Annotated in this window: 24 protein-coding genes; 7 read left to right on the forward strand and 17 right to left on the reverse strand. The window is 69.5% G+C overall.

The genetic code is table 11. The features are described from left to right. Positions 1 to 36: 36 nt before the first annotated feature. Positions 37 to 246 carry a hypothetical protein gene (locus PGH47_RS42255; protein ID WP_271668307.1) on the reverse strand — a complete coding sequence of 70 codons (210 nt, stop codon included), beginning with the start codon at positions 244 to 246 and terminating at the stop codon, positions 37 to 39. A 4-nt stretch (positions 247 to 250) separates the two neighbouring features. After that, a complete protein-coding gene (gene tap / locus PGH47_RS42260) occupies positions 251 to 2371 on the reverse strand; it encodes a telomere-associated protein Tap (protein WP_271668308.1) in 2121 nt (706 codons plus the stop codon). A gap of 283 nt (positions 2372 to 2654) precedes the next feature. Between tap and PGH47_RS42265 the strand changes: the two genes are divergently transcribed. Beyond that, positions 2655 to 3341, forward strand: a complete 687-nt coding sequence (locus PGH47_RS42265; RefSeq protein WP_271668309.1) for a hypothetical protein — start codon at positions 2655 to 2657, stop codon at positions 3339 to 3341. A 110-nt stretch (positions 3342 to 3451) separates the two neighbouring features. Here the strand turns inward: PGH47_RS42265 and PGH47_RS42270 are convergent, their stop codons facing one another. From PGH47_RS42270 to PGH47_RS42280, 3 genes are all read right to left on the reverse strand, one after another. Continuing rightward, positions 3452 to 5194: a pentapeptide repeat-containing protein gene (locus PGH47_RS42270; protein WP_271668310.1), complete on the reverse strand. Its 1743-nt coding sequence runs from the start codon at positions 5192 to 5194 to the stop codon at positions 3452 to 3454. A 434-nt stretch (positions 5195 to 5628) separates the two neighbouring features. Continuing rightward, complete coding sequence (locus PGH47_RS42275; RefSeq protein ID WP_271668311.1) at positions 5629 to 6465, reverse strand: hypothetical protein; 837 nt, start codon at positions 6463 to 6465, stop codon at positions 5629 to 5631. Positions 6466 to 6929: 464 nt separating this feature from the next. Then, complete coding sequence (locus tag PGH47_RS42280) at positions 6930 to 7643, reverse strand: hypothetical protein (protein WP_271668312.1); 714 nt, start codon at positions 7641 to 7643, stop codon at positions 6930 to 6932. A gap of 335 nt (positions 7644 to 7978) precedes the next feature. Here PGH47_RS42280 and PGH47_RS42285 point away from each other — a divergent pair, with 335 nt between their 5' ends. Then, positions 7979 to 8359: a hypothetical protein gene (locus PGH47_RS42285; protein WP_271668313.1), complete on the forward strand. Its 381-nt coding sequence runs from the start codon at positions 7979 to 7981 to the stop codon at positions 8357 to 8359. Between the two features lie 86 nt (positions 8360 to 8445). Here PGH47_RS42285 and PGH47_RS42290 read toward each other — a convergent pair whose 3' ends face one another. Both PGH47_RS42290 and PGH47_RS42295 read right to left on the reverse strand, forming a co-directional pair. Beyond that, positions 8446 to 9147, reverse strand: coding sequence for a PP2C family protein-serine/threonine phosphatase (locus PGH47_RS42290; protein WP_271668314.1), 702 nt, complete (start codon positions 9145 to 9147; stop codon positions 8446 to 8448). Positions 9148 to 9225: 78 nt separating this feature from the next. Continuing rightward, on the reverse strand, positions 9226 to 10053 hold the full coding sequence (locus PGH47_RS42295) for a tautomerase family protein (RefSeq protein ID WP_271668315.1): 828 nt from the start codon (positions 10051 to 10053) through the stop codon (positions 9226 to 9228). A gap of 140 nt (positions 10054 to 10193) precedes the next feature. On the opposite strand from PGH47_RS42295, the gene PGH47_RS42300 reads away from it, so the two are divergent. Then, positions 10194 to 10769, forward strand: a complete 576-nt coding sequence (locus tag PGH47_RS42300) for a TetR/AcrR family transcriptional regulator (RefSeq protein WP_271668316.1) — start codon at positions 10194 to 10196, stop codon at positions 10767 to 10769. A 119-nt stretch (positions 10770 to 10888) separates the two neighbouring features. On the opposite strand, the gene PGH47_RS42305 is transcribed toward PGH47_RS42300, so the two are convergent. The 5 genes from PGH47_RS42305 to PGH47_RS42325 form a co-directional block, all read right to left on the reverse strand. Next, positions 10889 to 11722, reverse strand: a complete 834-nt coding sequence (locus PGH47_RS42305; protein WP_271668317.1) for an ABC transporter ATP-binding protein — start codon at positions 11720 to 11722, stop codon at positions 10889 to 10891. Continuing rightward, on the reverse strand, positions 11719 to 12714 hold the full coding sequence (locus PGH47_RS42310) for an ABC transporter ATP-binding protein (protein WP_271668318.1): 996 nt from the start codon (positions 12712 to 12714) through the stop codon (positions 11719 to 11721). Before PGH47_RS42310 ends, PGH47_RS42305 begins: the two co-directional genes overlap by 4 nt. Continuing rightward, a complete protein-coding gene (locus PGH47_RS42315) occupies positions 12711 to 13631 on the reverse strand; it encodes an ABC transporter permease (protein WP_271668319.1) in 921 nt (306 codons plus the stop codon). Before PGH47_RS42315 ends, PGH47_RS42310 begins: the two co-directional genes overlap by 4 nt. Beyond that, positions 13616 to 14518, reverse strand: coding sequence for an ABC transporter permease (locus PGH47_RS42320; protein WP_271668320.1), 903 nt, complete (start codon positions 14516 to 14518; stop codon positions 13616 to 13618). The genes PGH47_RS42315 and PGH47_RS42320 overlap by 16 nt, the downstream gene beginning before the upstream one ends. Before the next feature lie 558 nt (positions 14519 to 15076). Continuing rightward, positions 15077 to 15379, reverse strand: a complete 303-nt coding sequence (locus tag PGH47_RS42325) for a hypothetical protein (RefSeq protein WP_271668321.1) — start codon at positions 15377 to 15379, stop codon at positions 15077 to 15079. Positions 15380 to 15746: 367 nt separating this feature from the next. Between PGH47_RS42325 and PGH47_RS42330 the strand changes: the two genes are divergently transcribed. The 4 genes from PGH47_RS42330 to PGH47_RS42345 all read left to right on the forward strand — a co-directional run bounded on the left by PGH47_RS42330 (position 15747) and on the right by PGH47_RS42345 (position 21215). Continuing rightward, on the forward strand, positions 15747 to 16382 hold the full coding sequence (locus PGH47_RS42330) for a TetR/AcrR family transcriptional regulator (protein ID WP_271668322.1): 636 nt from the start codon (positions 15747 to 15749) through the stop codon (positions 16380 to 16382). A 676-nt stretch (positions 16383 to 17058) separates the two neighbouring features. Continuing rightward, positions 17059 to 18033 (forward strand): DMT family transporter, encoded by a 975-nt coding sequence (locus PGH47_RS42335; RefSeq protein WP_271668323.1) that lies wholly within the window; start codon positions 17059 to 17061, stop codon positions 18031 to 18033. 1038 nt (positions 18034 to 19071) lie between these two features. Next, the gene (locus PGH47_RS42340) at positions 19072 to 20616 is read left to right on the forward strand and encodes a DNA primase family protein (protein WP_443048638.1); all 1545 of its coding nucleotides are present in this window, start codon (positions 19072 to 19074) and stop codon (positions 20614 to 20616) included. A 224-nt stretch (positions 20617 to 20840) separates the two neighbouring features. Beyond that, positions 20841 to 21215 carry a DUF6009 family protein gene (locus tag PGH47_RS42345; protein WP_271668324.1) on the forward strand — a complete coding sequence of 125 codons (375 nt, stop codon included), beginning with the start codon at positions 20841 to 20843 and terminating at the stop codon, positions 21213 to 21215. Between the two features lie 138 nt (positions 21216 to 21353). On the opposite strand, the gene PGH47_RS42350 is transcribed toward PGH47_RS42345, so the two are convergent. From PGH47_RS42350 to PGH47_RS42370, 5 genes are all read right to left on the reverse strand, one after another. Next, positions 21354 to 21755, reverse strand: coding sequence for a DUF6009 family protein (locus tag PGH47_RS42350; RefSeq protein ID WP_271668325.1), 402 nt, complete (start codon positions 21753 to 21755; stop codon positions 21354 to 21356). Continuing rightward, positions 21752 to 23278: a DNA primase family protein gene (locus tag PGH47_RS42355; protein ID WP_271668326.1), complete on the reverse strand. Its 1527-nt coding sequence runs from the start codon at positions 23276 to 23278 to the stop codon at positions 21752 to 21754. Before PGH47_RS42355 ends, PGH47_RS42350 begins: the two co-directional genes overlap by 4 nt. Continuing rightward, positions 23275 to 24390: a bifunctional DNA primase/polymerase gene (locus PGH47_RS42360; RefSeq protein ID WP_271668327.1), complete on the reverse strand. Its 1116-nt coding sequence runs from the start codon at positions 24388 to 24390 to the stop codon at positions 23275 to 23277. Before PGH47_RS42360 ends, PGH47_RS42355 begins: the two co-directional genes overlap by 4 nt. A gap of 631 nt (positions 24391 to 25021) precedes the next feature. Next, positions 25022 to 25345 carry a hypothetical protein gene (locus PGH47_RS42365; protein WP_271668328.1) on the reverse strand — a complete coding sequence of 108 codons (324 nt, stop codon included), beginning with the start codon at positions 25343 to 25345 and terminating at the stop codon, positions 25022 to 25024. A 418-nt stretch (positions 25346 to 25763) separates the two neighbouring features. After that, complete coding sequence (locus tag PGH47_RS42370; RefSeq protein ID WP_333938228.1) at positions 25764 to 26126, reverse strand: Imm21 family immunity protein; 363 nt, start codon at positions 26124 to 26126, stop codon at positions 25764 to 25766. Between the last annotated feature and the right edge of the window lie 26 nt (positions 26127 to 26152).

A 26152-nucleotide genomic window follows, 5' to 3' on the forward strand; every position in this document is an offset into this window, starting at 1 on the left:
GCGCTCGATGGCGTCCTCGATCTCTCCCGCCACGGTTCAGCTCCCTTCGGGGGTGGAGGCCTGGCCATCAGGTTCAACGAGCCGGAGCCAGGTGTCGTAGGCATCGCGCAGGTCGTGCCGCCACAGTGCGTATCGCTTCGAAGCCCGGCGGGCGCGCAGAGAGAACCGCGGAGCCTCCAGGCAGTGCAGCGTCCGCTCCCGTTCAGCGCCGGGCTCCAGCGAGGGCGCGGTGATGTCGGCGGCCACGGTCCTACTCGCCTTCGTCCAGGACGGCGTCGCCGCCCTTGATGTGGCGGGCCGGGTTGAGGCCCTGCTCCATCAGGTCGACCGCCCAGGCCATCGGTTGGATGCCTTCCAGCTTCGCGAGGCCAGGCGTGGGTCCGAGGCGGAAACCGCCGGGCTGCGGCTTGCCGGATGCCGCGTACGGCAGGAATGCCAGCGGGTTGTCGCCGGGGCTGGGGTAGACGACGCAGTCGGAGAGCACCGCGAGCGGGTACAGGCCCGTCATCTTCACCATGTTGTTGAGCTTGCGGTGCATGTTGACCCGGGCCTTGCTGATGACGGCGGCGCGGATGTCCGGACGCCAGGTCGGCCGCTCCAGGGCCGGCCACCGCTCGCCTTCCTTGTAGTGGCGGCCCTGGGGGCGCTCGCGCAGCTTGCCCACACCGCCCTTCACCGTGGCCTTGATCGCCGACAGTACGGCGGCGAGGGCCGGGTCGGTCTGCTTGTGCTGCTCCATCGCCGCCAGGAATTCTGCATCGGACAGGTCTTTGGAGACGCCGAGGTCGGCGAGCGTGTCAACGTAGGCGTTCTTCAGGCGGTCGTGCCACGGGTCCAGGTAGGCGCCGGTCTCGCGTCGCAGGTACGCCTCGATCGGCTGGACGTTGAAGCCGAGCTCCTGGGCGTAGGCGACCGTGTGTGTCTGGTACCAGGCGGGGCCGGTGGGCCGGCTGCCGTCCGGTGTGAACGGGCTGGGCAGGCGTGGGTCCAGCTCGATGCAGGACAGGTCGACCAACCAGGAGCCGGGGATCTTCGGGTTGAAGGTCGGCGCGTGGAAGTGGTCCGGGGCGGACAGGCCGACGACCAAGCGGGCCGCGGCGGCCAGGAAGGCGGTGTTGAGGTCGAGGCCGACCGCGTACGGCAGTGTGCACTCCTCGGCGGTGAGCAGGTCGACGTCGCGGACCCACTGGTACGCCTCCTCGTTCAGGAAGCCGCCCTTCCAACCGGAGCCCACGACGACGGGGTGCTCCTGGGTGGCCTCCGGCGGCGCTGGGTCCATCGGCTCCGTGCCGAGGCTGCCGGGGTTGTGGCCGGACACCCAGTTTCCGGTCGCCTCGTCCCGTACGGCGCGGGTGGGCGGGCGCATCGCCGTCATCAGCTCCAGCCCGGACACGGCCGTCGATCCGCGCGGGGTGATGACGCGGGTCGCGTACACGCCGAGGACGCGGGCGACGTCGGCCGGCTCCATTGCGGTGACGCCGGGCCAGGCACGCTCATCGAGGGCGTCCCAGGACAAGACGGCGAGCTGTACGCACTGCCGCTCGCGGCCCTGGGCCTTGCGGTAGATCCGCGCCCACGGGCCGAAGCCCCGCTGGGTGAGCTGCCACTTCGCCTTCGCCACCTGCTTCACGACCGGATGGTCCTCGGGCAGGCGCAGGGAGCGGCGCTGCTCGTGACCCTCCAGCCGCTCGGGAAGCCCGAGTTTCACGGCGGCAGCGGCGGTAAGCACAATCAGCGGATCGGAGTCTTTGCCGTGGCGGTGCAGCTTCGCCGCGCCCAGACCGGACTCTCGCAGCGTCCATTCCACCAACTGGGGGATCGTGGCCGCCGGGCAGTCCAGCACGATCCCGTCGACGCCGTACGCCGAGCCGTCACCGTCCAGTACCGCGAGCGGACCGTGCGGGAACCGCGGATCCACAGCAGCCTTCACGGCTCCCTTCGCAGCCGGTCGCCGCGACGCCGCAGGGCGCCCGACGGGACGGACGGGACGCTCCTGAGCGGCCGGGGCCTGTGCGTCCGTCTCCGGTTCATCGACCTCGGGTGCGGAGGGTGCGGTGGTTGTCTGCGGCACGTCCGGCTGCGGTGCGGAGGCAGGCGTGAGGGCGGGCGCGGGGGCGCCATGCGCGGGGTACTTTGCCGCCCAGCCCTTCAGCAGCCGCTGATACGCCTCCAGTCGCGGCGGCTTGGGCTCGGAGCGCCCGTTCTCGTAGTTCTTCACCGTCTGCGTCGATGTCTTGAGCGCGACCGCGAGCCGGGCTTGGGTGATCCCTGCGGCCTCACGCAACCGGGCGCGCTCCGCTGGCGGCGGGAGCTGCGGCTCCTCCTCCAGCAGCGCGTCCACGCTGGCGAACAGCTCTTCCTCCGATGGCATACGTCTACCTCCACCCCGAACGCTACCAGCGATTGCCTCTGCATTTAACCCGATTCTTTAACCTGGTTGCATGGTTTTGAGGTGGCGGTGTTGACGGCGCATCGTGGCCGTAGTCGGCATTTGCGGAGGGCTGGGGTCGCCGCATTGCGGATCTTGCGGCCATCTGACCCTCTGCTGCATGTGACTGAGGGTTGGCCCGTTCCACGGACCCGTACAGCTCAGCCCGGACAGCGCCCAGCAGGGTGGGTAGCTACGTTCCTTACGAAAGGGACTGGTGATTCCCGTGCAACTGATCAAGGACGGCGTTCATCGGGTCGAGCTGACAGCACCCGAGGCGACTGGTGATCTGCGGCAGGCTGCCTTGTTCCTGAGGGAGCTGGATGACCTCTACGTGAAATGCGCCGCGCTGGCCCTCCTTGCCCAGGTCCCGGGCGAGGAAGAGGTCGAGGCACGGAGCGAGCTCGTCGCGCAGTTCCAGGCTGCGGCGACGGTCGAGCGTCCGCGTATCGAGCAGTTTCAGAGCGGATCGCTGACCGTGATTTTGGCTGCAGCACTGCCACTAGTTAGTGCAGCTCTCGAGGTGTTCAGCCTGGCGCTCACCAATGTCGAGCAGCTGTGGACACTCCCCGGCAGAATCAAGGCGGCCAACGCCAAGTCCGAGATGGAGATTACTCAGGCCTATGCTGCGAAGGCTGAGGCCGAGGCAGCCATCAAAGCGATCAAGGGCGGCCATGGGACAGCCGTCGACTATGCGCTGGTGGGGCGTCGACAGGCGATGGCCGACCTGGCCGCACAGTTGGCAGAGCGCGCACTGCCAGAGGTCGACGAGTCCTTGCGAACGCTCCGGGGCGTATCTGGGGGACAGCTGGACGTGAAAGCCGACCCAGAGGACTTCGCGAGGGACTGGCCGACGGCACCGAGCAGCCGCCCCGAGGAAGGAGGCGACGCCGCGACGGCCATGTCCTGGTGAGAGCTGAGAGCTTTGCCACGTGCACGGTTCGGACATCGTCGGGAGACCGATCCCCTGGCAGTCGCCGCGCGATGCAGGAAGGCGAACGCACGAGTTCCAGGTGGGCATTCCTAGCGTTTGACGCGGCTACGGACGGCGAGGACTGCCAAGCCCAGGAGGACGGGTTCGGCCAGCCGGGAAGTCATTTCGATGTAGGTGCCGGCGGTGGTCAAGTCCTGCCCCGAAGAGCGGAATACCACCGAGTTGAGCGTGACGTTCAAGGCTCTTTCGAAGCGGTCGCCGGTGAACCGGTTGCCGGTGGGGTTCTGCGGGTCCTCCTTGTCGATTTTGAAGGTGACTTTGCCTCCGCCGGCGGGGACGGTGCCGACCGCCTCCTGCTTCGGCGTTGCCTGCGGGAGCCCTAGGCCCATTAGCAGCACGATGGTGACGAGCATGGTGGCGCCGAGCCAGGCCAGTGCCCGGGAGGCGCGCATGCCGTAGCCGGACAGTGCCCAGTAGGCGGTCAGAAGGCTTCGCTCGCTCCGGGGGGCGTCACCGGCGTGGCGGCGCATCTCCATCTCGCCGTAGTAGAAGTCGGCGGCCCCGGGCTCGTGCTTGCCGTCCTCGAACGCTTTGCGCAGCGCGCGGTACACCGGCGCCAGGTGCAGAGGGCTGACGGGACCGGCACCGGCCACTGCTGCGTTCCATCCTGGAGCTGCGCCTGCCTGGCTGGCGCGCCAGTGGTGTTCTTCGGCAAGGGTGCGGCGTTGCGTGAACCGGATGGGGCGCCAGCTCTGCCAGTGCACGGCAGGCGGGACGGTGGCGAAGTCGCAGTTGCCCTCCAGTCGCAGCTGGTCCAGGTGAACGGTCCCCGTGAACAGGCACCGCGACAGGTCGACGTCGGCGAGCACGAGATGCGCCGCATCCACGCCCCGCAGCGTGGCCAATCGCACCCCACAATCTGGGGTGGCGGCCAGATGCTCTTCCTGCATCCGCCGCCCCGTGGGGAGCGTGAAGGGGACAAGCTCCGCGGCAAGGGTGAGGGGGTACTCGAACACCGCGTGAGAAAGATCCACCTCGGTGTAGCGAAGACGCAACTCGGCAGTTGACAACCAGCGGGTCCGCTGGGCGTCGAGACGGTGCGCGGCGAGCAAGAGGGTTGCAGGTGCCCTGAACTCGGCCTGGGACAACTGCACTTGCGCTGCGCAGACAAATGGACCAAGGGTGATCGTGTGGGTGAATACTGCCGAGTCGAACGAGACATCGCGCTGGAAGGACGCCGAGTCGAACCGGGTAGCCCGGTGGAAGGTGGCCGCCTCGAAGGAGGCTACGCGCTGGAATGTCGCTTCCGTGAGCCAGGCATCGCCGTGGAAGGTCGCCGAATCGAACCCCGCCACACCATGGAACGTCGCCGAGCTGAACCAGGCATAGCCGTGGAAGATTGCCGATCCGTACCCGGCACTGTGCAGGAAGGTTGCCGACCCGAATCCGGCATCACGGTGGAACGTCGCCCCCGAGAACCAGACGTCACGCTCAAAGGCGGCCGCCTCGAACGAGGCCCCGCCGTGGAAGCTCGCCGAATGGAATCCTGTAACGAGTCGGAACCTCGCCGACCGAAACCAGGCGCCGCGGTGGAAGGTCACGGCCTCGAACCTGGCATTGCCCTCGAAGGTGGTCGACTCGAAGCGGGCGTCGTCGTGGAAGGTCGCCCACTCGAACCTGGCGGAGCCGAGACGGGGGTGCCCGGTGGCGGGATCCCGGAGGGCTTCGAGGAGGGCATCGAGAAGGGAATGCGTGAAGGGAGTGCCGCGGTGGTCGATCCGCGCGCCCGGGGTGAGGCCGGACAGGTAGGCGTCGCGATCGGAGTCGGCCACGTGGGCGAGGCATGCACTGTGGCCCGGGAGATGGACACCGCGACAGCCGTCCGGGTCCTCCGCGGTGATGCGGCCGCAGTCCGGCCAGTCGGGCGGGGCGGGAGGCGGCAAGAAGGTCGGGAAGAGTCTCGGGAATGGGCTCGGAAACGGCATATCCGAAGGACGGTCGAGCAGGTCAGATGGTTGCCGCGGTGCCCTGCCCTTCAAGACTGCCAGGGGCGGAGAACGTGCCGGCGCGAGTCGTCGTCTCGACGCGCGCCCGCGCCGATCGCGGAGCACGGTGGGGGCCGTCACTGGCCCACCACAGGGCGAGTGGAAAACGGCGCGCCGGTCGTGCCTCGACTGTCAGTTTGTGGTTGCGGTCTTGATTGTCTGTGGCCGCGCTTGGGCACACACCCGGAAGCGCTATGGCAGTTCTGCGGTACAGGCCCGAGCTACTCCGGATCGTGCTCGGGACCTCCGTAATCGGGACTGGTGAAGTCCGGTCCGGTGAAGCGTGGGCGCGCCTGCGGCTCGGCATCGTCCTCGGAACTGCTGAAGCCTGGGCGGCTGTGTCCGAGGTACGGCATGCGGCCACGCGGGGATGCGGCTCTGTGCGGGGTCGGCGTCGTGTTGGAGTCGGCGAGCGAATCCCGCAGGAAGGGGATGATGCCGCGTTCCAGCAGGGCTGCGTGCCAGGCATCCCTGGCCCGGCTCACCTCGGTGCTCAACTCGCCGGGCGTCTCGGCCTCGTTCCCCGTCCCGTTACGCACGGCATTGAGCACAAGCCCCGCGGCAGCGACCAGGATCGCTGCCGCAGTGACGGCGCCGAAGATCCATCCTGTGGTGATGAGACCTCCGCTGAAGGAAGAGGCCCGGCCGACGAGCTCCAGGAGGTAACCCACGCCAAGGAAAATCGTCGCAGCAGTGCCTGCCAGCACAGGCGACAGGACCGCCACGACAGCGGCAGCACCCGCACCCGCACCCGGCGGCTCTGGGACTCGTACAGTTCCGGCGGCCGCCACCGCCACGCCGTGCGCGGACGCCTGCGGCTGCATGACGGGGTCGCGCAACTCCTCTCGGGCAGCAACGTAGTCCTGGTACTCCGTCGCCGCGGCAGCGGTGATGAGCGCGGTGGCGTTCAGCGCCATAGTGCGCAGCTGCTCAGTGTTGAGTCGTCGGCCGACAGCGGCCAATTCCGGGCGGTGTGGAGCAGAGCGCAGCGCCTCGTCGAGGAGCCGCTCGTACTCGGGACGGTCCTCTGCCAGCAGATGCTGGGGGGTGCCGCGCATCCCAGTCCCTGCGTATACCCGGCGCGGCGTGCGCAAGGGCGGGGCTGACGGCGGCCCTTGGAGGCCGGTGTCGTCCCAGGACTCCTCGCGCTGCACCGGCGGGTGCGGCGACGGGTCCGGCGCGACTGCTCCCGTGGGGGAAGGAGTCACTTGTGCTGCCGGGTGCTTGGGTGTCTCCGCTTGCAAGGGGGGCTCGGTTCTCGGGGGCGTGGTCTCTGATCGTGTCCCGGTCGACGGGTCAGGCTGCGACGCGGCCGGCCTCTCTCCTGCCTCATCGGCCGGCGCCTGGGTCTCGGATGGGGCCCCGACCGCTCGCGCCCCCGGCCGCACGCCGAGGATGGCGGCCAGCAGGCGACGGCCGTAGGGCAGGTCGCGTGGCGCGGTGACGTCTCGTGGTTGGCGGCCGGGGCGTTCCACGCCGAGTATTGCCGCGGCGATGCGGCGGCTGGCGGAGGGACGTGTGCTCATGGCCTCCCCTCCTCACCAGCGGCCCTCTCACTCCTCAGTGGTGAGGTCCCCCGCCCGCCATGACCATGTCCCGGATTGCCAGGCCGCCCGTTCGGCTGGGGCTGCACCGCGTCCGGCTGGAAGGCGGCGGACCGCAGCTGCGACGGTCCCGCTTCGCCATCCGGCTGGAGCGCGGCGGCCGCAGAAGTGGCGGCCACCTGTGGGCCGTCGAGCGCTGCGGCCCCCTGCGCGGGGAGCACAGGCTGCACCACGGGTGGGACGGAATGCTGAGCGGGATCGACCGGGCCGGCCCCCACGGCCACCGAGGGCTCGGCCGGGCCGGCGCCCTCTCCGGCCGATGGGTCGGCCGTGCCCGCAGCGGCCGGCCCTCCACCCAGCGCCTGGCTCACCGACTGGATGCGGGCCAGCTGGGTCAGGAGCACGGGGGCAGACGCTCCAACAACGATGGCCGCGTACGGGCCGCTGATCTGGCCCGTGGTGCCGAACAGGACCGCCATCCCGGCGCCCATCACGCTGTGCACGCCGGCCGCGGCCAGGTCGACTGCCGGGTCGAAGTACTGCGTCAGGCGGGGTCTCACGTGCTCCGGATGCTGCTCGCGCTGATGGGCACCACGAGCCGAACGCCAGTTCGCGAACTGGACGTAGAGATCGACGACTCCGCGCAGCACACCTCCCACCGCACCCAGCAGGAACAGCGTCGGCACATCCACGGCGCCCCCGGTTCACGGACGGCCAGGTTCCCCCGCGGAACCCGCATCATGAGCCTAGAGCTGTGCCAAGGGCCCAGGAAGTCGCCCCGGGAAAACGCCCGTTGCCGTCGGGAAATCGGCGCGCCGAGGCCCGTTGTGCGCTAGGAACTTCGGCAATCGGGCAGTCGCGCCCCTCTGCGCCAGGGCTTTCCCCACCGGGCCGCCAAAGCCGGCCAGGCGACAGGTCCCGGGTGAACCCTCGAACTTTCGAGGTACCGCCCGCTGGTCGCCCCCGCCACTGTGGACCTTGAACGCCCCACGGGGCGCGTCCTGTCCGATACAGGGGAAGGAACTTGATGTCGATCACACGCAAGGTGGTTGCCGGGAGCGCGGCTGCCGCGGCGCTCTGGGCCGGAATCGCGGTGTCCGCTGACGCGGCGACGAGGGACGGCTCAGACGCGAAGGTCATCAGCTGCCCCTGGACAGCGAACGAGTCATGGGGCTCCGCAGAGGGCTGCACCAACACCAGCAAGGTCGAGGGCTGGGTCAAGGACCTCAAGGCAGACGGCTACTGCGTGCAGTTCGTCATCCACTGGAAGGGTCCGAACGGCAAGTCCGACTGGGACTACTCGCCCAAGGCGTGCCCGAAGGGCGAGAAGCAGGAGTTCACCAAGATGCCTGGTGACGGCACTCATTGGAGGGCCACCAGCTGGGACATGTCGGTGAAACGGGTCTGAGAAGCGGCACTGGGGCGGGCCGACAAGCCCTCCTCCAGGATTCAAGGGGGCCCAGGCTGCCTCGGCACCACGTGCGCCAAGGCCGGTCATCGCCGACGGCGCAACACTTCGCCGGGCTCGTACGTGGTCCACTTTGCCGCCCTCTCGGTGAACGGGTAGAAGACGCCATCGGCATCACGCGCCTCGATGACGCCGTCGGTGTAGAGGAGCAGCAGGTCGTCAACGTCGAAGGGGAAGGTCTGGACGTCGTAGGTGGCGATACCGAAGACCCCACCGAAGCCGATCGGAAGGTGACTCGCCTCCGCGGTGAGTGGTGTGACCCTGTTCCCACGAAGGAGGAGCGGCGGTGGGTGGCCGCAGGCGATGAGGTGGACGACCGGATCATGGTCGGGGATGTCGAGCAGGAGGGCGGTGCCGAAGTCCTCGCTGGTGTCCTCCGCGGGCTCTGAGCGCCACTGGCTGGTGTCCCAGCGGAAGGCTCCGTCCAGGTGTACCGCGAGGCGGGGGAGGGTGGCCTGCCGATGGGCAGCTGCGCGGAAAGCACCGAGCAGCAGCGCCGCGTTGCTGATCGCGGCCAGGCCATTGCCGCGTACATCGCCGATGAGGAGCCGGGTGCTGTGGTGGGCCGTGCGTGCGGCCGCGTACAGGTCTCCGCCCAGCTCGGCTTCTTCCTCCGCGGGGAGGTACAGGCCGGCGATGCGAGGCAGCAGCGCTCGCGTACAGGTCGTCCACCGGCGCCCGCGGCAAGAACGGGACCGTCGGCTGCACGCCGAGCGGGGGTTCGCCACGTCGGACGGACGGTGCGGGGTGGCTCGGTCCGACGGCCATCGCGCGAACCTGCATCTCGGCCGTGCCGGCGATTCCCGTCAGTCTGCAGGGCCTGTTGCGGCGGCGGTATCGGCATAGAGCTGTGCGCCGGCGATACGTCCACCGACGACCTCGAACAGCCACAGGTTCTCAATGACCTTGGGCGTGCCGGTCGACTTGGGGACTGCGGTGTTGGTGAGCTGGACGAGAAGGTGCCCGTCAGCCTCGATGACCTGGTCGACGTGCACGGTGAAGGACTCCCACACGGCGCCGCCGCCGGGCGTGCCGACGAACAGGTCCTCAAAGGGCTGGACCCCTGTGAACTCGCCGCCGTAGGGCAATGAGGCAGGCAGTTTCAGGACCATGTCGTCCTGGAGCATCGGGCGGATGAGGCTGCGGTTGCGATGCAGGAACAGTTCGGTGAGGGCGTAGGTCAGCTCGGCCGTGGTGTAGGCCGCGCGGACTTCCGGGGCCTTGCCGGCGGCATCCAGCGCCTCGGCTGCGGCGACATCCGTCCCGATGATGCCGCCGTCGAAGGAGAAGTTCTCCGGGCTCGTGAACGACATCATCACGAAGACATCCTCGGGCCGGACCCCGGGGTTCTCGTGGAGCAGGCGGGCCAGGGTCTGGTAGAAGCGGCGTTTGGCCCGCGTGCCGTGCTCGAGCCCGTCAGTGATGCGGATGACGATCCAGTCACCGGTGCGGGGGCCGCCGCGGAAGGTGCGGTGGAAGACCATCTCGCCCGGCTCGTGCTGATGGATGAGCTGGAAGTCGTCGTCGGGCTTCATGTCCAGCTCGGCGACCAGCGCGTCGCGGACCGCCCGGGAGACGGCCTGGAGGTACTCGGGCGTTTTCCCGCGCGCGAGTGAGATGTCGACGAAAGGCATGTAGGAACTCCTCTCCGAGACCGGTTCGGGTCGGGCGCTTGGCCTGTTGGTTCCGTCGGCAGAACCTCTCTACTATGTAGGTCATCATACATAATGGAGGGAGTGGCGCGGTGGGACGGCGATCCGACGCCAGGGGGAAAATGGTGCAGGCGGCCAGGCAGCTCATCCGGGAGCGCGGCTATCACGCGACCGCCTTCTCCCTTGTGCTCAAGCGCAGCGAAGCGCCGCGCGGGTCGGTGTACTTCCACTTCCCCGGCGGCAAGACCCAGCTGGTGATGGAGGCGGCCGAAGCCCACGCACACGAGCAGGTCGAGATCATCGACCGTGCCGCTCAGGAGGCTGGTTCCGTGACGGCGCTGATCGAGCTCTACTTCGACCTGGGACGCGATGGCATGACGGCCAGCGGCTATGCGCGCGGATGCGGTATCGCGCCGCTGGTGACCGAGGGGGCGGGGCTGGAGTCGGAAGAGCTCAGCGAGACAGGGCGGCGTGCCTTCTCGGAGATGACTGACCGACTGGCTTTCCACTTCGTGGCCTTCGGCGTCGAGCCGGCCGCCGCACGTTCGCTGGCCGGCGCGGTCGTGGCGGGCATCGAAGGCGCGATGGTCACCTCCCGTGCCCTGCGCAGTCCCGCCCCCTTCGACTCGGTGCGTGATGCGCTGGTCAGTCATGGAGCCGGATTGCCCCCGAAGGGCTCCGCCCGAGGGAGCGACTGAGCCCGAGGGATGGAGCACCGCCACAGTCCCCGAGAGCGCACGGCTCGGCGTCGGGGGCCGCGTCCGGCGTCGATCGCCGGCGGCTGGTCCTGGGAAGGCGGGCGGCCGGGCCGCAGGTGTCAGCCGGCCGCTTCCTCCGCCGCGGCGGCCTCGCGGCGGGCCGGCGGGCGGCCGATGCGGCGGGTGCGTGGGGAGTCCGACAGCACGGCGCCCAGCAGCTTGCGGGTGTAGGGGTGCTGGGCGTCGTCGATGACGGCGCGGGCGGGGCCATGCTCCACGACCGAGCCGTGGTACAGGACATGGACCTCGTCGCTGATGCGCCTGACCACGTCGAGGTCGTGGGTGATGAACAAGTACGCCAGCCCGTGCTCCTGTTGGAGCCGGAGCAGGAGGTTGAGGATCTGCGCCTGCACCGACACGTCCAGCGCGGAGGTCGGCTCGTCGCAGACCAGCAGGTCGGGGCCGGTGGCCAGGGCGCGTGCGATGCAGACGCGCTGGCGCTGGCCGCCGGACAGTTTGTGCGGGTAGGAGTCGGGGTCGACCGAGCCCATGCCGACCGAGTCCAGCAGTTCGCGTACCCGCTGCTTGCCGTCCTTGCCGTACATGCCGTGGGCGCGCAGCGGTTCGGCCACCACTTCGCCGAGGGTGAAGCGCGGGTCGATGGACTCGTAGGGGTCCTGGAAGACCATGCCGACGCTGCGGCGGAACTCCCGCCGGGCCCGGCGGCGCCGTACCGGAGCGCCGCGGTAGAGGACTTGGCCGGTGTCGACGGACTCCAGGCCCATGATCACCCGGGCGAGGGTGGATTTGCCCGAGCCCGACTCCCCTACGAGGCTTGCCGTGGTGCCGGGGCGCAGGTCGAGGCTGACGTCGTCGAGGGCGGTGAAGGATCCGAACCTCTTGCTGACGCCACGCACGCCGAGCAGCGGCGGCTGTTGTTCCCCGGTGGTCATGAGGGCAGCTCCAGATGGTGGCAGGCCGCTTGCCGGTCCCCGTCGAACAGGCGGGGTTCGGGCAGGACGGTGCGGCAGCGGTTGTCGTCGGCGCGCGGGCAGCGGGGGTGGAAGGGGCAGCCCTCGGGGATTCCTCCGGTCGGCGGTGAGCCGGTGATGGTGGTGAGGATCTGCTTGGGCCGGGCGGTGCGCCCCTCCTGGAAGCAGCGCAGCAGGGCCTGGGTGTAGGGGTGGCGGGGTGTCTCGAACAGGGAGAGCGCATCGCCCTGTTCGACGATCCGGCCGCCGTACATCACGGCGACATGGTCGGCGATCTCGGCGACCACGGACATGTCGTGGGTGATCCACAGGACGGTCAGGCCGCAACTGCGCTGCAGCCGGCCCACCAGGGCGAGGATGTCCGCCTGGACGGTGACGTCCAGGGCGGTGGTGGGCTCATCGGCGATGAGCAGCCGGGGCCGGAAGGCCAGTGCGATGGCGATGACGGCCCGCTGGCGCATACCGCCCGACAGTTCGTGCGGGTAGCAGCGCGCGACGCGCGCGGGGTCGGGGATGCCGACGTCGGCAAGGTTCTGCGCGGCCAGTGCGGCGGCCTCGCGGCGGCCGGCGCCGTGCCGTACCCGGTGCACCTCGGCGATCTGGGTGCCCACGCGCACCACGGGGTTGAGGGCGACGGACGCGTCCTGGGCGAGGTAGGCCGCCACGCTCCCCCGGGCCTCGCGCAGTGGGCGGCCGCTCAGCGCGACGAGGTCGGTGTCCCCCACCCGCACGGAGCCGGCGGTGATCCGCGCGTCCGGCGGGAGCAGCCGGCCGGCGGCGAGGGCGAGGGTGGACTTGCCCGAACCGGACTCGCCGACCAGCGCCGTGGTGGTGCCGGCGGGGATGTCCAGGTGGGCGTCGCGCAGGGCGGTGGTGGTGCCGTAGGCGACGGTGAGCCCGTCGATACGGACGTCGTCGCCCAGCGCGACCGGGGCGGAATCCAGTGCGGTCACAGCGCCTCCGTCCTGATGCGCGGGTCGATGAACATGCGGGCGATGTCGGCGGCGAGGTTCCCCAGGACGACGATGACGGCGACCACCACGACCGTGCCGGTGAGCAGCGGGCGGTCCAGGTTGGCGAACGCCTCGGTCTGGAGGAGGCCGACACCCGGCCAGGCGAAGATCTTCTCGACGAAGACGACGCTGGAGAAGAAGACCGCGACGTCCATGCCGAGCATGGTCACCACCGGCGAGGCGGTGTTGCGGGTGACGTGCCGCAGCAGGATCCGGCGGCGGCGCAGGCCCTTGGAGACGGCGGTGCGCACGTACGGCGAGGCGAGGGCGTCGCGCATGCTGTCGCGTACGACGTTGGCGTAGAAGGGGGCGCCCAGAACGCCCAGGGTGATGGCCGGCAGCACGATCTTCGCTGCGCCGGTGCCGCCGTCGATGGGGAACAGCGGGATCTCGTAGGCGAACAGCAGCAGGAGCGCGAAGCCGAGGGAGAACGCCGGTACGGACAGCAGGCCGACGTGGAAGGTGGCCAGCAGCCAGCTGCGCTTGGGCCGCAGCGCCTCCCATGTGCCCCACAGCGTGCCGAGGGTGAGTTCGATGACGAGCGCGGCGGCGGCCAGCAGCGCGGTGGCGGGGATGCGGTCGAGGATCAGGGACAGGACGGGGGCGTCCTTGGCGTAGGAGGTGCCGAGGTCGCCGGTGGCCGCTCCGGCCAGGTAGTGGCCCAACTGGCTCAGCAGCGGGTCGTTCAGGTGCAGTTGCTCCCGGATCTGCGCCAGGACCTCGGCGCCGGCCTTGGGGCCGGCGATGCTGCGCGCCGGGTCGCCGGGCAGGACGTACTGGAGCACGAAGGTCAGCAGCAGCACCGCGAGGATGGTGAGCAGGCCCAGGAGGATACGGATGCCTATGCGTCGAGCCATGAGTGTCTCTTCGAGAGAGGGTTGCGGCGGTTGAGTCCTTCGGCGATCAGCACGAAGGCCAGGACCGTCGCGATGACGAGGACGAGCGGGACGACCAGGGTGTGCGGGGCGTACATCATGCTGTTGGAGCCGTCGGCGAGGAGGTTGCCGAGTTCGGGCGTCGGCGGCTGGATGCCCGCTCCGAGGAAGGACAGGCCGGCGCCGACGACCACGACGGAGGCGCCGTTGAGGGCGGCGATGTTCAGCAGGATCGTGGACAGGTGGGGCAGGATGTGCCGGCGCAGCACGGTCCGCGGCGGGACTCCGTGGGCGAGGGCGGCTTCGACGTAGCCGCGCGAGCGCAGCCTGGTCACCTCTCCGTGCACGAGGCGGGCCGTCCAAGCCCAGTACAGGGCGGTGATGACGACGATGGCGCCGGTGCGGCCGCGTCCCACGATGCTGGCGAGAGCGAGGCCCGACAGGACGGTGGGCACCGACAGGAAGACGTCGACGACACGCATCAGCACCTGGTCGACCCAGCCGCGGTAGAACCCGGCGACCAGGCCGACGACCGTGCCGAGGCCCACGGAGGCGAGGTTGGCGAGGGCGGCGATGATCAGCGTGGAGCGCAGTCCGTAGGCGGCCCGGGCGAGCATGTCCCGGCCGATGGCGTCCGTACCGAGCAGGTGCCCGGCGGTCCCCGGTCCGCCGGGCAGTCCCTGGGCGGTCAGGGAGGCGGTGTGGATGCGGTAGGGCGAGCCGGTGAGCGGCGCGAGCAGGGCCAGCAGGGCCAGGGCCGACAGCAGCAGGACGCCGGTGAGCCACAGTCGGCGCCCGGCCGGTGCGGGTACGGCGGCGGGGGCGGCGGACTTGGCCGCGCCGGGTGGTGCGACGGTGAGGCCGCTCATCGGCGATCCGTCCCCGGGCGGTACCGGGGGCCCTGGCGGGCCGGGCTCAGCGCTGCGGGGTTGCAGCCGTGGCCGGAGCCGCGGGCCGGATCCCTTGCGGCGGAGCCGTAGCTGTGGCCGCGCTCCGGGCCCGTCTGCGGGCAGGCAGAGCCGTGACTGTGCCGTTGCCCGGCGCGGGGGCGCCAGGCGGGTCGTCGCGCCGGGGCGGGGAACCTGGAAACGGAAGCGAGCCACTCCCCCGCGCCCGTACGGCGGACGGCGGTTCGGAGCGAGGCCGGGGCCACCGAACCGGAACCGGTCGTCCGGGGTGCCGCAGGGCGACGGAGGTCCCGTCGCCGCGAACCACCGCGGCTCCCGTCGTACAGCGGACGGGTGACGGTCGGTGGCCCTCCTGGAACATCGCCGGGCGTGATGGATCGCAGACGGTGGCGGGGCATGTGGCGGCCGTGCCGTCGTCCCGCGCATCGGTCGCCGCCGACGGCTGCGGCAACGTCGTTTTCATCCATACGCTGGTCCTCTCCTGGCTCCGTCGCGGCGCCTCACGGCGCGTGCCGCCGCTCACGCCGGCACCTGGCCGGGGGTCGGGAGCGAGGCGGTGGCCGGCCGGCGACCGTCGTCCTCACCCTGGATGGTCATGTACTTGTCGAGGCGGCCGGCCGCAGTGAGGTGCGGGGGCCGGGGCCGCGGCGCGAGCCCGGTGCGCGGGATCAGCGGCTCGAACGCGGCGGGTACGGAGGTGCGGGAGGCGAAGGGCCTCGGCCGGTGAGCGGTCGGCTCGCCGGCGACGGACGGCAGGTGGGTGGCTGACGACGGGGTGACCGCCGGTGAGCGACGCACGGCGGTGAAGGCGGGTTCCCTCACGATCGCTCTCCTGTCGGGTGGGCCCCGGTCGCACGACCCGGGGCAACTACGCTCGACTGAGAGCTTCTTGCGGACACGGCGACAGTAGAGAGAGGCCCCGGGCACGTCAAGACTTCCGCAGCTTGCCTTCCTCCTGTTGCCTGACTGACATATCAATCAGTGACGACACCACGAATCGCGTGCAGGACCCGCCACAGTCACCATCCCCAGGGCTATTCTCCCAGTACAGCTCTCTGACGCGGAGCAAGGCCGGGCACCCGAGCGCCGACAGGTGCCCTCCGCGATCGCGCAAGGATCCGGCCGGAAGGGGATGCACCTTGCTGACTGATGGGTCAATCATCCGGCCTCAGCGAAAGGCTCACTTCAGATGAGCGATATGGTGACCGGCGTGGTCCGGAAAAAAGTTGTCCTGCGGCGCGAGGAGATCCTCGACGCGACGGTGGAGCAGATCAAGCAGCGCGGTATCGCGGCGACCCGCATCACGGATGTGGCAGGCGCCCTCGGCGTGAGCAGCGGCTTGATCTACTACCACTTCGAGACCAAGGAGCAGCTGGTCGAGGCGACGTTCGCGCACGCCGCTCGCAACGAGCTGGACGCGGCCCGAGCGGTCCTCTCGCGCCCGGCACCGGTCGTCACCCGCCTCAAGGCCCTGCTGCGGCTCTACAGTCCCGCCGCCAATGCGGTGCCGGGCTGGCGGCTGTGGATCGACGGCTACTCCGCAGGTCTACGGGACAAGGGCCTGACGGCCGTCATGCAGGAACTGGACGGCGACTGGAAGAAGATCTTCATCTCGCTGATCGAGGAGGGCATGGCGAGCGGCGACTTCCACTGCGAGGACGCCCGGGCGGCGGCGTGGCGCATCACGCTGTTCCTCGACGGAGTGGCCGTTCAGATGGTGGCCCGGCGGGGCGCGCTGAAGCGGGACGAGGCCATGACGTGGATGCGCGAGCGCACCGCCGACGAGCTCGGCATCGACGCGGAGTTGCTGGGCCCGCGGCGTTGACAGGGCCTCCCGCGGCGCGCTGACGGCTTGAGGGGCGCCTAGCGGGATGGCCGGCCTGGCCCTGGGCGGGTGATTCCGCGGGCGGCCGGTGCCCCGCCGGATCCGCTCCCGAAGGTGCGGCGCCTCCGAGCCGATCGTCGTCGGGGACCTGCGGCCGGTGCGCACCACAGCACAGTCCCCGGTGGGGTGACGGCGGTCGCTCGCCACGGGAGCCGTTCTCCACAGCGGCAGGCGATCGCCGCGTGTCGTCCCCCGACGATCTCAGAGGTCGTTCCCCACCCGCCGGATGCCGCCGTCGAGCGTGGACTCCCAAGAGTTGGCACGCCGTTCGACTCGGCCGCCGCTCACAGCACGGCCACCGGACTCAGCACGTCGCTGCCCTTCATCCGGGCGAAGACGTCCCCCCACGCCGTCCAGGCCGATGGTCTCGGTGACGAAGGCCCCGCCCCACGACCTCCTGCGCCCGCCGTGTCATGTCGGCTTCCTTCCGGTCGTGCGGGCACGCCCTCACCGGGACCGCATGGCCATACTGATTCACGGCTCAATATGTCGCTCAATCAGCCACCATGCCACGCAGGACCAGTTCGCTACTGACCATTGCCTGAAGGCAGATCAGAGCCATAGGTTGACTGACTCAACAGTCAGTATCAGCCACCCTGCCTCCTGGAGGACTCTCATGACCCCCACCCGGGCGCAGGCCCTGCTCGCCGGACGCCGGGAGTACCGCGTCGCCCTCGTCGCCCTCGCCTGCGCGAGCGCGGTGTGGGGTTGGTCGTACATCGTCGTGGTGTGGCTGCTGCCCGAGATGGGGGCCGGCAGCATGGTGGCCGTACGGTTTCTCGCGGCGGGGGCGCTGCTGGTCCTGATACGTCCCCGTGCGGTGCTGTCCATCGGCCGCCGCACAGCCCTGGCGGGGGCACTGCCCGGTCTCTGCCTCGGGTCGGCCACCCTGCTCCAGACCGAGGGACAGCGCTACCTGCAAGCAGCCCAGTCGGGGTTTTTGGCCTCGCTGTTCGTCGTTCTCACCCCACTGGTGGCGTGGGCGGCGTTCCGGGTGCGGGTGACGCCGGCCGTGTGGGCCGCCGTGGTGGTGGCGACAGCAGGCCTCGCGGTCATCTCCTACAACGGTGTGAGTGTCGGCATCGGCAGCTGGCTGACCCTGGCCGGGGCCCTCGGCTACGCCGTCCAGATGGTGCTGCTCTCCCAGTTCGCGGAGCGCAGCGCGGTCTACGGGATGACGGCGGTGCAGTTGCTCACCGCAGGACTGATCGCCTCGGTGGGCCTGCTGGGCTCGGGCCTGAACCTGCCGGACACCTGGTCCGCGTGGGCGTGGCTCGCCTATCTCACCGTCATGGCCACCCTGTTCATGTACGGGGTACAGACCTGGGCGCAGGCCCGCGTCCCGGCCGCTGCCACGGCGGTCGTCATGGCCTGTGAGCCGCTGTTCGTCTCCCTGTTCAGTTTCCTCATCGGGTCGCCTCCTGGGGCACGCACACTCGTCGGCGGTGCCTTCATCGTGACCGCCATGTACCTCGTGCTCGCCCGGCCGGCGAGGGGGACCACGCCCTCGCCGGTGAATCCCACGGGGCGGCAGGGCAGGGACGGGGCGGGGCGGAAAGCTGCCGACTGCCAGAACGCTACCGGGTCATGAGCGGCTGGGATTGCCCCATCCCGAGGAAATGCTCACATCCGGTGAGCGATTGCACGCCTCACTCGACTTCGCCTGCACGAACCTTCGGCCCCCTACGCCGGCGGACGGGAGCGGTTTCCCAAAAAGGATGCTTAACCGACCATCCGAGATTCGCCATTCCTTTCGAATGCGCAAACGGTCCGCTGTCGGCCTCCGCCCATACCCGGGTCAAGCGCGAAGCCTGCGGGGTGGGGACGGGGTGCCGGGCCGGGGTCGTCGTCCGGCTGAGGGGTCGTACGTGAGGGACCGAGGGACGAAGGCCGAACGGCGAGGGACTCGCACCCTTTCCGTCCCTGACGGTAAAACCGCAGGTGAGGGACGTTTCGAGGCTCCGGCAAGGGTCTGAAGGGACTGAAGCTCCCCCTTATCAGCGGAGCATACATATGCGGTATGTATAGATGAGTTATACGTACGCGTACGCGCATATGAAAAAACACCTCATGTATATCCCTGGAGAGCTGATAAGGGGGAGCTTCAGTCCCTTCAGACCCTGTTCCGGCCTTGAGAACCCATCTGACCAGCGGAAACGTGGCAGGGACTGAACGTGAACCAGTGCAGGGACCTTCAGACCCTGACCGGGATCCCTTTCGACAGGGGAACAGACGTACGGATTAATGTGCTTGCGTGACGCCGCGGGTTTTGGCGCCCACAGGCCCCCTCGCACGCTCCGTGCACGGGCCTCTCGAAGCACGAGCACGAGGGACTCAAGGGACCGGACAACTGATAAAACGTGGTGCGAAGCGCTCCGCTTCGGACTTTCCGTCTCACGACTCCTGCGAAAAGAACAGCCCCTACCGTCCAGGACGATCACGTGCCTTCGACTGCGAACGACTTCCCCGCGTCCCTGACCCTGGTGGATGTGACGCGCTGGTGTGCCGCACACGGACCCGCCGTCCGTCCTCCGGTGCCCGGGCGCCGGACGGCCGCGGGGGGCCGGGACCTGAGAAGCGCGGACCGTCCCCGCCCGCAGGCTTGTCCCTGTGCGAGCCCGGAGGGTCCGTGAGCGCGGGCAGGAGCGTGCGCTTCGACGCGGTGGCGGCAGCGCAGCAGATGCTCGACTCCGAGGCCCCGGGCAGGGTCGTGCCGCAGCGGCCGGCGGCGGCCTGCGGCGACACCACCGCGGGGACCGTCGCCCCTGCCGCGCAGCCGGGGGCAGCCCGCCACACGCTTCCCGAGTCACTCACGGACCGCGGCAACGCAAAGCTGTTCATCGAGCGTTTCAGCCGCCAGTTCCGCCACGTGGACGGCCTGGGCTGGTTCTCCTGGGACGGCTACCGCTGGCAGCGCACAGGAGGCGAGAAGGCGGCTTTGTGGGCCGCCGGGGAGATGGCGGAGGCCATGCCCAACAGCGACCCTCAAGGCCGGTTCACGGAACGCGAGTTGTACGTGCATCGCAGGCGGACCCTGTCCACGACCGGGATGAAGGCGCTGCTGACCCAGGCGAAGGCGTCACCGAGGCTCTCCGTCGCCCCTGACAGCCTCGACGGCGATCCCTACGCCCTGTGCACCCCCTCGGGGGTCATCGACCTGCAGACGGGCCTCCTGGGCCCTCCTGACCCGGAGCGGGGCTGTCACTCCCGGGCCACCAGCGTCTCCGCCAGAGCCATGCCCGTCCCCCGCTGGCGGCGTTTCCTCGAGGACACCTTCGGGGACGACGACGAGGGGCGGGAGATGATCGACTTCCTGCACCTCATGCTCGGCTACTCCATCACCGGCGATGTGGGTGCCCAGGTGCTGCCGTTCCTGCACGGTGAGGGAAAGAACGGCAAGTCCGTTCTCCTGGACGTGATGATCCAGATCCTGGGCGACTACGCGGACGCGGCACCGCCGGGTTTCCTGATGGACCGAGGGTCGTTCTCCGAGCACTCCACCGAGCTGACCGAACTGCACGGCCGTCGCCTGGTGGTGTGCAGCGAACTCAAGCCGAACGACAGGTTCGACGAGGCCCGGGTACGGCTGCTGACCGGCGGCGACAGGATCAAGGCCCGCCGGATGCGCCAGGACTTCTTCTCCTTCACGCCCACCCACCACCTGTGGCTGCTGGGCAACCACCGCCCCGAAGTCTCCACCGGAGGCTTCGCGTTCTGGCGCCGGATCCGCCTGATCCCCTTCGAACGCGTCGTCCCGGACGAACGCAAGATCGACAACCTCGCCCTCGAACTCGTCCGCGACGAAGGCCCCGGCATCCTGCACTGGCTGGTCCAGGGCGCGAAGAAGTACCTCACCACCCGTGACCCGCTCGCCGGGCCGGACCGCGTCCGTATCGCCACCCGCGCCTACGCCACCACCGAGGACCACATCGGCCGCTTCCTGGCCGAGTGCTGCACCCGGGACGCTGAACCCGGCGCCGAACTCCGCGTCGAGCAGGGCCTGTTGTACGCCGCCTACAGCGCCTGGTGCCAGGCCGGGGAGGGCATCCGCCCGGCCAGCACCCGTACGTTCGCACTTCGGGTCCGTCAAGAGGCGGGCCTCAGCAGCCCGGCCGAGATGATCAAATCAAATGGCAGGAAGTACTATCCCGGCATCGGACTGGCGGTGGACTAGGTGTCGCAGAATGATCGGACCCGCTGCCGGCGGCAGGCGAAACGCTTCGCGACTCCTGGGGGCGCCTCTTACGATGGCAGCATGCCGGACACCGAAGTCGGCGCCGGACGGCATGCTCCGGCCGCCGTCGCAGACTCCAGTCGCGTGATGCCGCCTTCGGTACGGGGCTCGGAGCAGGATGCCGACCGCACCCCGGACGGCCGGGACGAGGAGGGATCGGGGCCATGAGTTCGCTTCTGAGCGACAGCGATCTCACCCACGAGGCGCAGGTGGTGTGGCTGGAGAATGTGAGTGGCCTCGACTACGTACGTCAGGCCCTCGACAAGACACCACGGCGGCGCAACAGACCGCGGTACGCGCGCGACGGCCGCATGATCGGTTACACCGAACTCGACGACTCGGCCCCGGCCGACCCCGACAGCGGCCTGTACCGGCGGCGGGTGTTCTTTCTGCTCCCCCATGACCGGGACAACCGGCCCGACGGCATCTACCAGGAGGGAGCTCCTGGTGAAGCCGTCGACCCGCGGACCATCCGGCCGCGCGAAGTCGGCAAGAAGACTCCGCGATCCCAGCGCGGGCCGGCCGCCATGACAGGCTGAGAGGACCCGAAGCGGCCTTGGGCCCCGAGCGACGACTGAGACGGGGAGGGCCCTTCACCACTCCCCCGCCCCGGCACCCGTGCGACTCCGGTGGACCGTGAGGTATCAGGACGCGGGATCGTCCGGCGGCGCCACCCGTCACAGAGGCAGTGTTATCCCGAGCTTGCGCATGGCCGTGGAGGGCGGGCCGCCCTCGGAGCGTTCGGTCTTGTAGCCCTTCACCCGCGGCTGGAGCGTGCGCGGGTCCACCGCTTCGGCGGGGGCGCTCTTGGCGTACAGGCCCTCCGGTTCGCTGTCCCGGTCGTGGGGCAGCAGCCAGAAGACGCGACGGCGGAAGGTGCCGGAGGCACGGGAGGCCTTGGCGGTGGGGCCGAGGAGCGCGTAGCCGACCATGCGGCCGTCGCGGTGGTAGGCGGGGCGGCCCTTGCGCGTGGGCAGGCGGTCCAGGCTCTGGCGTACGTAGTCGAGGTCGTCGACGTCCTCCAGCCAGACGAGGGTGGTCTCGTGGCTGATCTCGTCCTCGGTGATCAGGGAGCTCATGCGCCGGCGTCCCTTTCCTGGTCGGTGAGCAGTCCGATACCCGGGTAGTGCTTACGCTGGTTGGACAGGATCATCTCCTTGGGCGAGGCGATACCGACGAGTTCCCGCGTACGGGCGGCGAACGCCCTCGACGACATCAGTGGTGCTCCCTCATTCTGGCACCAGGTCTTGTACGCCGCGTAGAGCGCCGTCTGCTCCGCCCTCAGATCCGGCGCGAGGAGGCAGGCCTCGTCGTAGAAACGGCCGGTGTGGTCCTCGGTCTCGGCGTAGGCGGTCGTGGCGATGCGGACACGCTCGGGGCCGGTGAGGTCCCGGTCGCCCGCGAGGTAGCGGCGGGCGCCGTCGATGAGCCAGCCGAGGATACCCGGTCCTTCCTCGGTGACGAGGATGTCGGCGAGATTGTCGATCTTCCGGTGGTCGGGCACGACGTGTTCGAAGGGAATCAGCCGCATCCGGCGCCAGAACGCGAAGCCGCCGGTGCCCACTTCGGGGCGGTGGTTGCCCAGCAGCCAGAGCTTGTGGGTCGGAGTGAAGGAGAAGAAGTCCTGCCGCATCCGGCGGGCCTTGATGCGGTCGCCGCCCGTCAGCAGCTTCACCCTGGCCTCGTCGAACTTGTCGCCGGGCTTGACCTCGGAGCAGACGATGACGCGGCGGCCGTGGAGTTCGGCCAGATCCGTCGGGTGTCCCTCGTAGGGCCGGGCCATCAGGAAACCGGGCGGCGCGGCGTCCGCGTAGTCGCCCAGGAGCTTCATCAGGACGTCCAGCAGAACGGACTTGCCGTTCTTGCCGGAGCCGAACAGGAAGGGCAGGATCTGCGCGCCCACGTCACCGGTGAGGGAGTAGCCGAGGAGCAGCTGGAGATAGCCGATCATCTCGCTGTCCTCGGCGGCCTCGCCGAAGGTGTCGGTCAGGAACCGTGTCCAGCGGGGGGTGGGACCGTGCTGGGGTCCGATGGTGGTGGAGCGGGAGTGGAAGTCCTTGTTGGGATCGGGGTTCTTCACCAGGCCGGTACGCAGGTCGACGATCCCGTCGGGGGTGCACAGGCCGTAGGGATCGGCGTCCAGGCGGGAGGCGTTGAGGACCATGCCGGGGGCGGACTTGGCCTGGGCGAGCATGGCGTTGATGCCGGTGGTGGACAACGCTCGGCGCCGGTGCTGCTGGAGGGAGGTGGTCGTGAAGACGCCGCGCGGGTCGTGGGAGGCGATGCTTTCGGCGAGGTCTCCGGCTGCCCACAGCACGGTGTCGTCCTCGTCGATCTGCCAGCGGGTGGTGTCCCACCGGTACCAGCCGATCCCGGGAACGTGCCGGTAGTCGTTGGCGTACAGCTTCACGAACAGTTTGGCGTTGCCGCGATCGCTCAAGGTGTCGGGCAGCAGACCGTCGGCCGTCGCCTCGCCCGCCGGGGCCCGGTCGCTTTCCGCCTGCGCCGGGCGCGGGACGGTCGTCGCTCTCTGGGCACGGATCTGGGCGGCGACGGCTTCGGGGTTGAACTCGAAGAGCGCATCCGGCTTGGGTGACGTCACGAACGCCTCCCTCCTCCGTGCAGTGGCTTTTCCAGGCCGGCGGTCAGACCGCTGCGGATGATCTGCTCGATGCGGCGCGTCTGACCCGGACGGGCCGTCACCGCTGCGTCTGTGAGGACCTGTTCGGCCTCCTCCCGTGGCAGCCTGCCGGCGGCGACCAGTCCGCCCACGGTGAAGGCCGCCCGGTTGAGGGCATCGGAGAAACCCGCTCCCTCGGCGACCTGTCCGCAGGCTTCCACGGGAGCCAGCACGGCAGCAAGGAGGGACTGGACACGGTCCCGTCCCCCGCCCGCGGCGTGAACCGCCTGGCGCGCCCTGGGCGGGACCGGCCGCGGGGCGGGGATGTGGGGCGCGGGCAGGTGACCGGTGCGCTCCAGCTCCTGGGCGAGCCAGACGGGCAGCGCGGCCGGCTGCCTCGGCTGGCCCACCGGGATGTAGGTGCCGTGCTTGGTGGTGGTGCCGGGCGAGACGATGTAACTGCCGTGCGCGCGGATGTCGACCTGCCAGGCAAGGGCTCGGCCGCGGCCGGAGCCGACGGAGGACTGCCAGCGGCGGCTGTCCCTGGTCCGGTACCAGACGTGGAGTCCTCCCGAGGGGGTGCGTACCCGCAGGGTGGTCTCGTCCTCCGCGGGGCTCGGGCGACCGCGCAGGGCGGCCAGGAGGGCGAGGGTGTGATACCCGTTCGCCAGACCGGTGAGGTCGACATGGTCGGCGATGGGGATGCCCGGCAGGATGCGGTCGCGGGTCGGCGGTTCGGCGTTGTGCGCGTCGATGTCGATGACCACCAGCCCGGCCGGGCCGCAGGACACGCCGATGCCGTACTCCGGGTGACTCCCCCACCAGTTGCCGATGCGGTCCTGGTCGAGGGTGGCGGCGTGGAAGCCGTGACACCAGCGGCCGGCGGGGATGCAGGGGCACTCGGTGGGCGGGTGCGGGTTGGTGCGGCAGTCCCGGCAGTTGGCGGCCGGGGTCTTGAGGCCGGCCGCGAGGGGATGTACGGGCCAGCCTTGCCGGGCACACCACCGAGCGACGGCCAACGACTGCTCAGCGCCTGTAGGGCGCTGGTCGCTCACTCTTGAGTCGCTGAAGGGAAACCGCAGTTCAGCAGACATGTACACCCCCTGACAGCGACCGAAGCGACTCAACGATGGACACACACTAGCGAACGTGGCACTGGGGAGTGTGGAGCACATGCGGAAGGAGGTACCTGGGTGTCGGTGCTGCGACCGGCCGAGGGGACTCCAGCGACTGAACAGGAGGCGCAGCTACTGGAGGGCTTCGGTAGCTACTGAATCAGTCACGGGAAAAGGCCAGTTCAGCGGGGGTAAGGACACCAGAACAGCGACTGAAGCGACTGAAGGTTCTTATATATCACGCACACGCGCATACAAGACTGCTTCATATATGCGGAACTTGAGTCGCTTCAGTCGCTGTTCTGTGGGCTGGATGCTCTTTGACCTGCGGTTTTACCCCTCAGCCAGCCCAGCGACTGAACAGTCGCTGGGTCGCTGGGCTTCGGTCGCTGTGGGCTGGGACGGGTTTGGGAGGGCTGGGCGGGGTGGGCGGGGTGGAGACGACAGCGACTGAGCGACTCAAGCGACTCAAGCTACGGGTCGACAAGTCGGTGGCACGTCACGAGACACGACCGCAAGGCTGCGACCGACGCTTCCGCAGCGTCTCTGGCAACACGCTGCAAGGCTGACCGAGACTCGCAGCCCGCGCGCACCACGAAGCGTCTCCTGGTCAGACGGGGTCGGTGAACGAGACCGGCTTGCCGGTGGCGTGGGCGTATGCGATCTCCCTGCTCGTGGACTCACCGATATACCCGCCTGGGTTGACGACCAGAACCCGGTCAGCCAGGTCGATCTTGCGCAAATGGAGGGTGTCCAGCGCGGTCTTCTGCTCGTTGGTCATCAACTGGTCTGCTTCGCGGTCCTCGGCGCGCAGGAAGACGCCAGGCGCGACGACGATGACACCTGCGAAGGTCAGGTCACGGTTCGCCGCGCTCATCTCGTCCGCGAACCGGGTAGAGCCGCAGATGCAGACAATCTCAGGCCGGTCGGGCACGGCTCAGTCCTTCGGGTCGAACGGGAAACCGTCAGTGTGAGCGTAGCCATCACAGACCGAGGTACGGGCCAACAGATAACAGAGCGAGCGGGAATCCCCGTGACTGCGCCGGCGCCTGCGGGCAGCGTGGGCCGTGTTGGGAGTGACGCTGTTCGACGCCGACATATGGGGTGCCCCCGGGTCACCAGTAGCGTGTGCATCCCGATGACTACCTCCACTCCCCTGCGCTCACGCGCCGAAGGCGGTTGGGGCGCGGGCGTCCAACCTCCTTCGGCACTCTCCTCCGGCGCAGTAGAGGCTGTCCCGAACTGCTGGTCATGAGTGAGACGATCTTGGCGTGGTCGGTGTGATCACGGCGTCCGAGTCCAACGGGACTGCCGACTGAACGGCGAGGGCGTTCACCACGCGATGCTTGGAGTTACCCGTCGGCACACCCATGCGCGCTGTGGCTGGCCGCACCCGACCCAAGCACCGCCCGTTGAGGAATCAGGAATCGGTGGGCAGGAGCTGGACCTGGCTGACCTAGTTCTCCTCGTCCACCTCGGTGCGGGTGGTGCGGCCCCTCCAGCTGGACGCGGACTCGGCGGCAAGCCGGCGCAGGAACACTCGCCGCCTCGGGCAGATAGCGGCTGGTCGCCGGCTCGTCCGCCAGCACAAGTGCCTGCGGACCGTTCCCGCCAATGGGGATCACACCGGTCAGATCGTCCACCGCATAGGCCCGGTCGTGGTCGTCTGAAGCGCGGTGGCGTCTCCTGCCATGACCCCCTCTCGGTGCACCCACGCCATGTAGCCAGGGCGGAGACGGGC

This window comes from Streptomyces sp. HUAS 31, assembly GCF_028198125.1.
GTDB classification, from domain to species: domain Bacteria; phylum Actinomycetota; class Actinomycetes; order Streptomycetales; family Streptomycetaceae; genus Streptomyces; species Streptomyces chartreusis.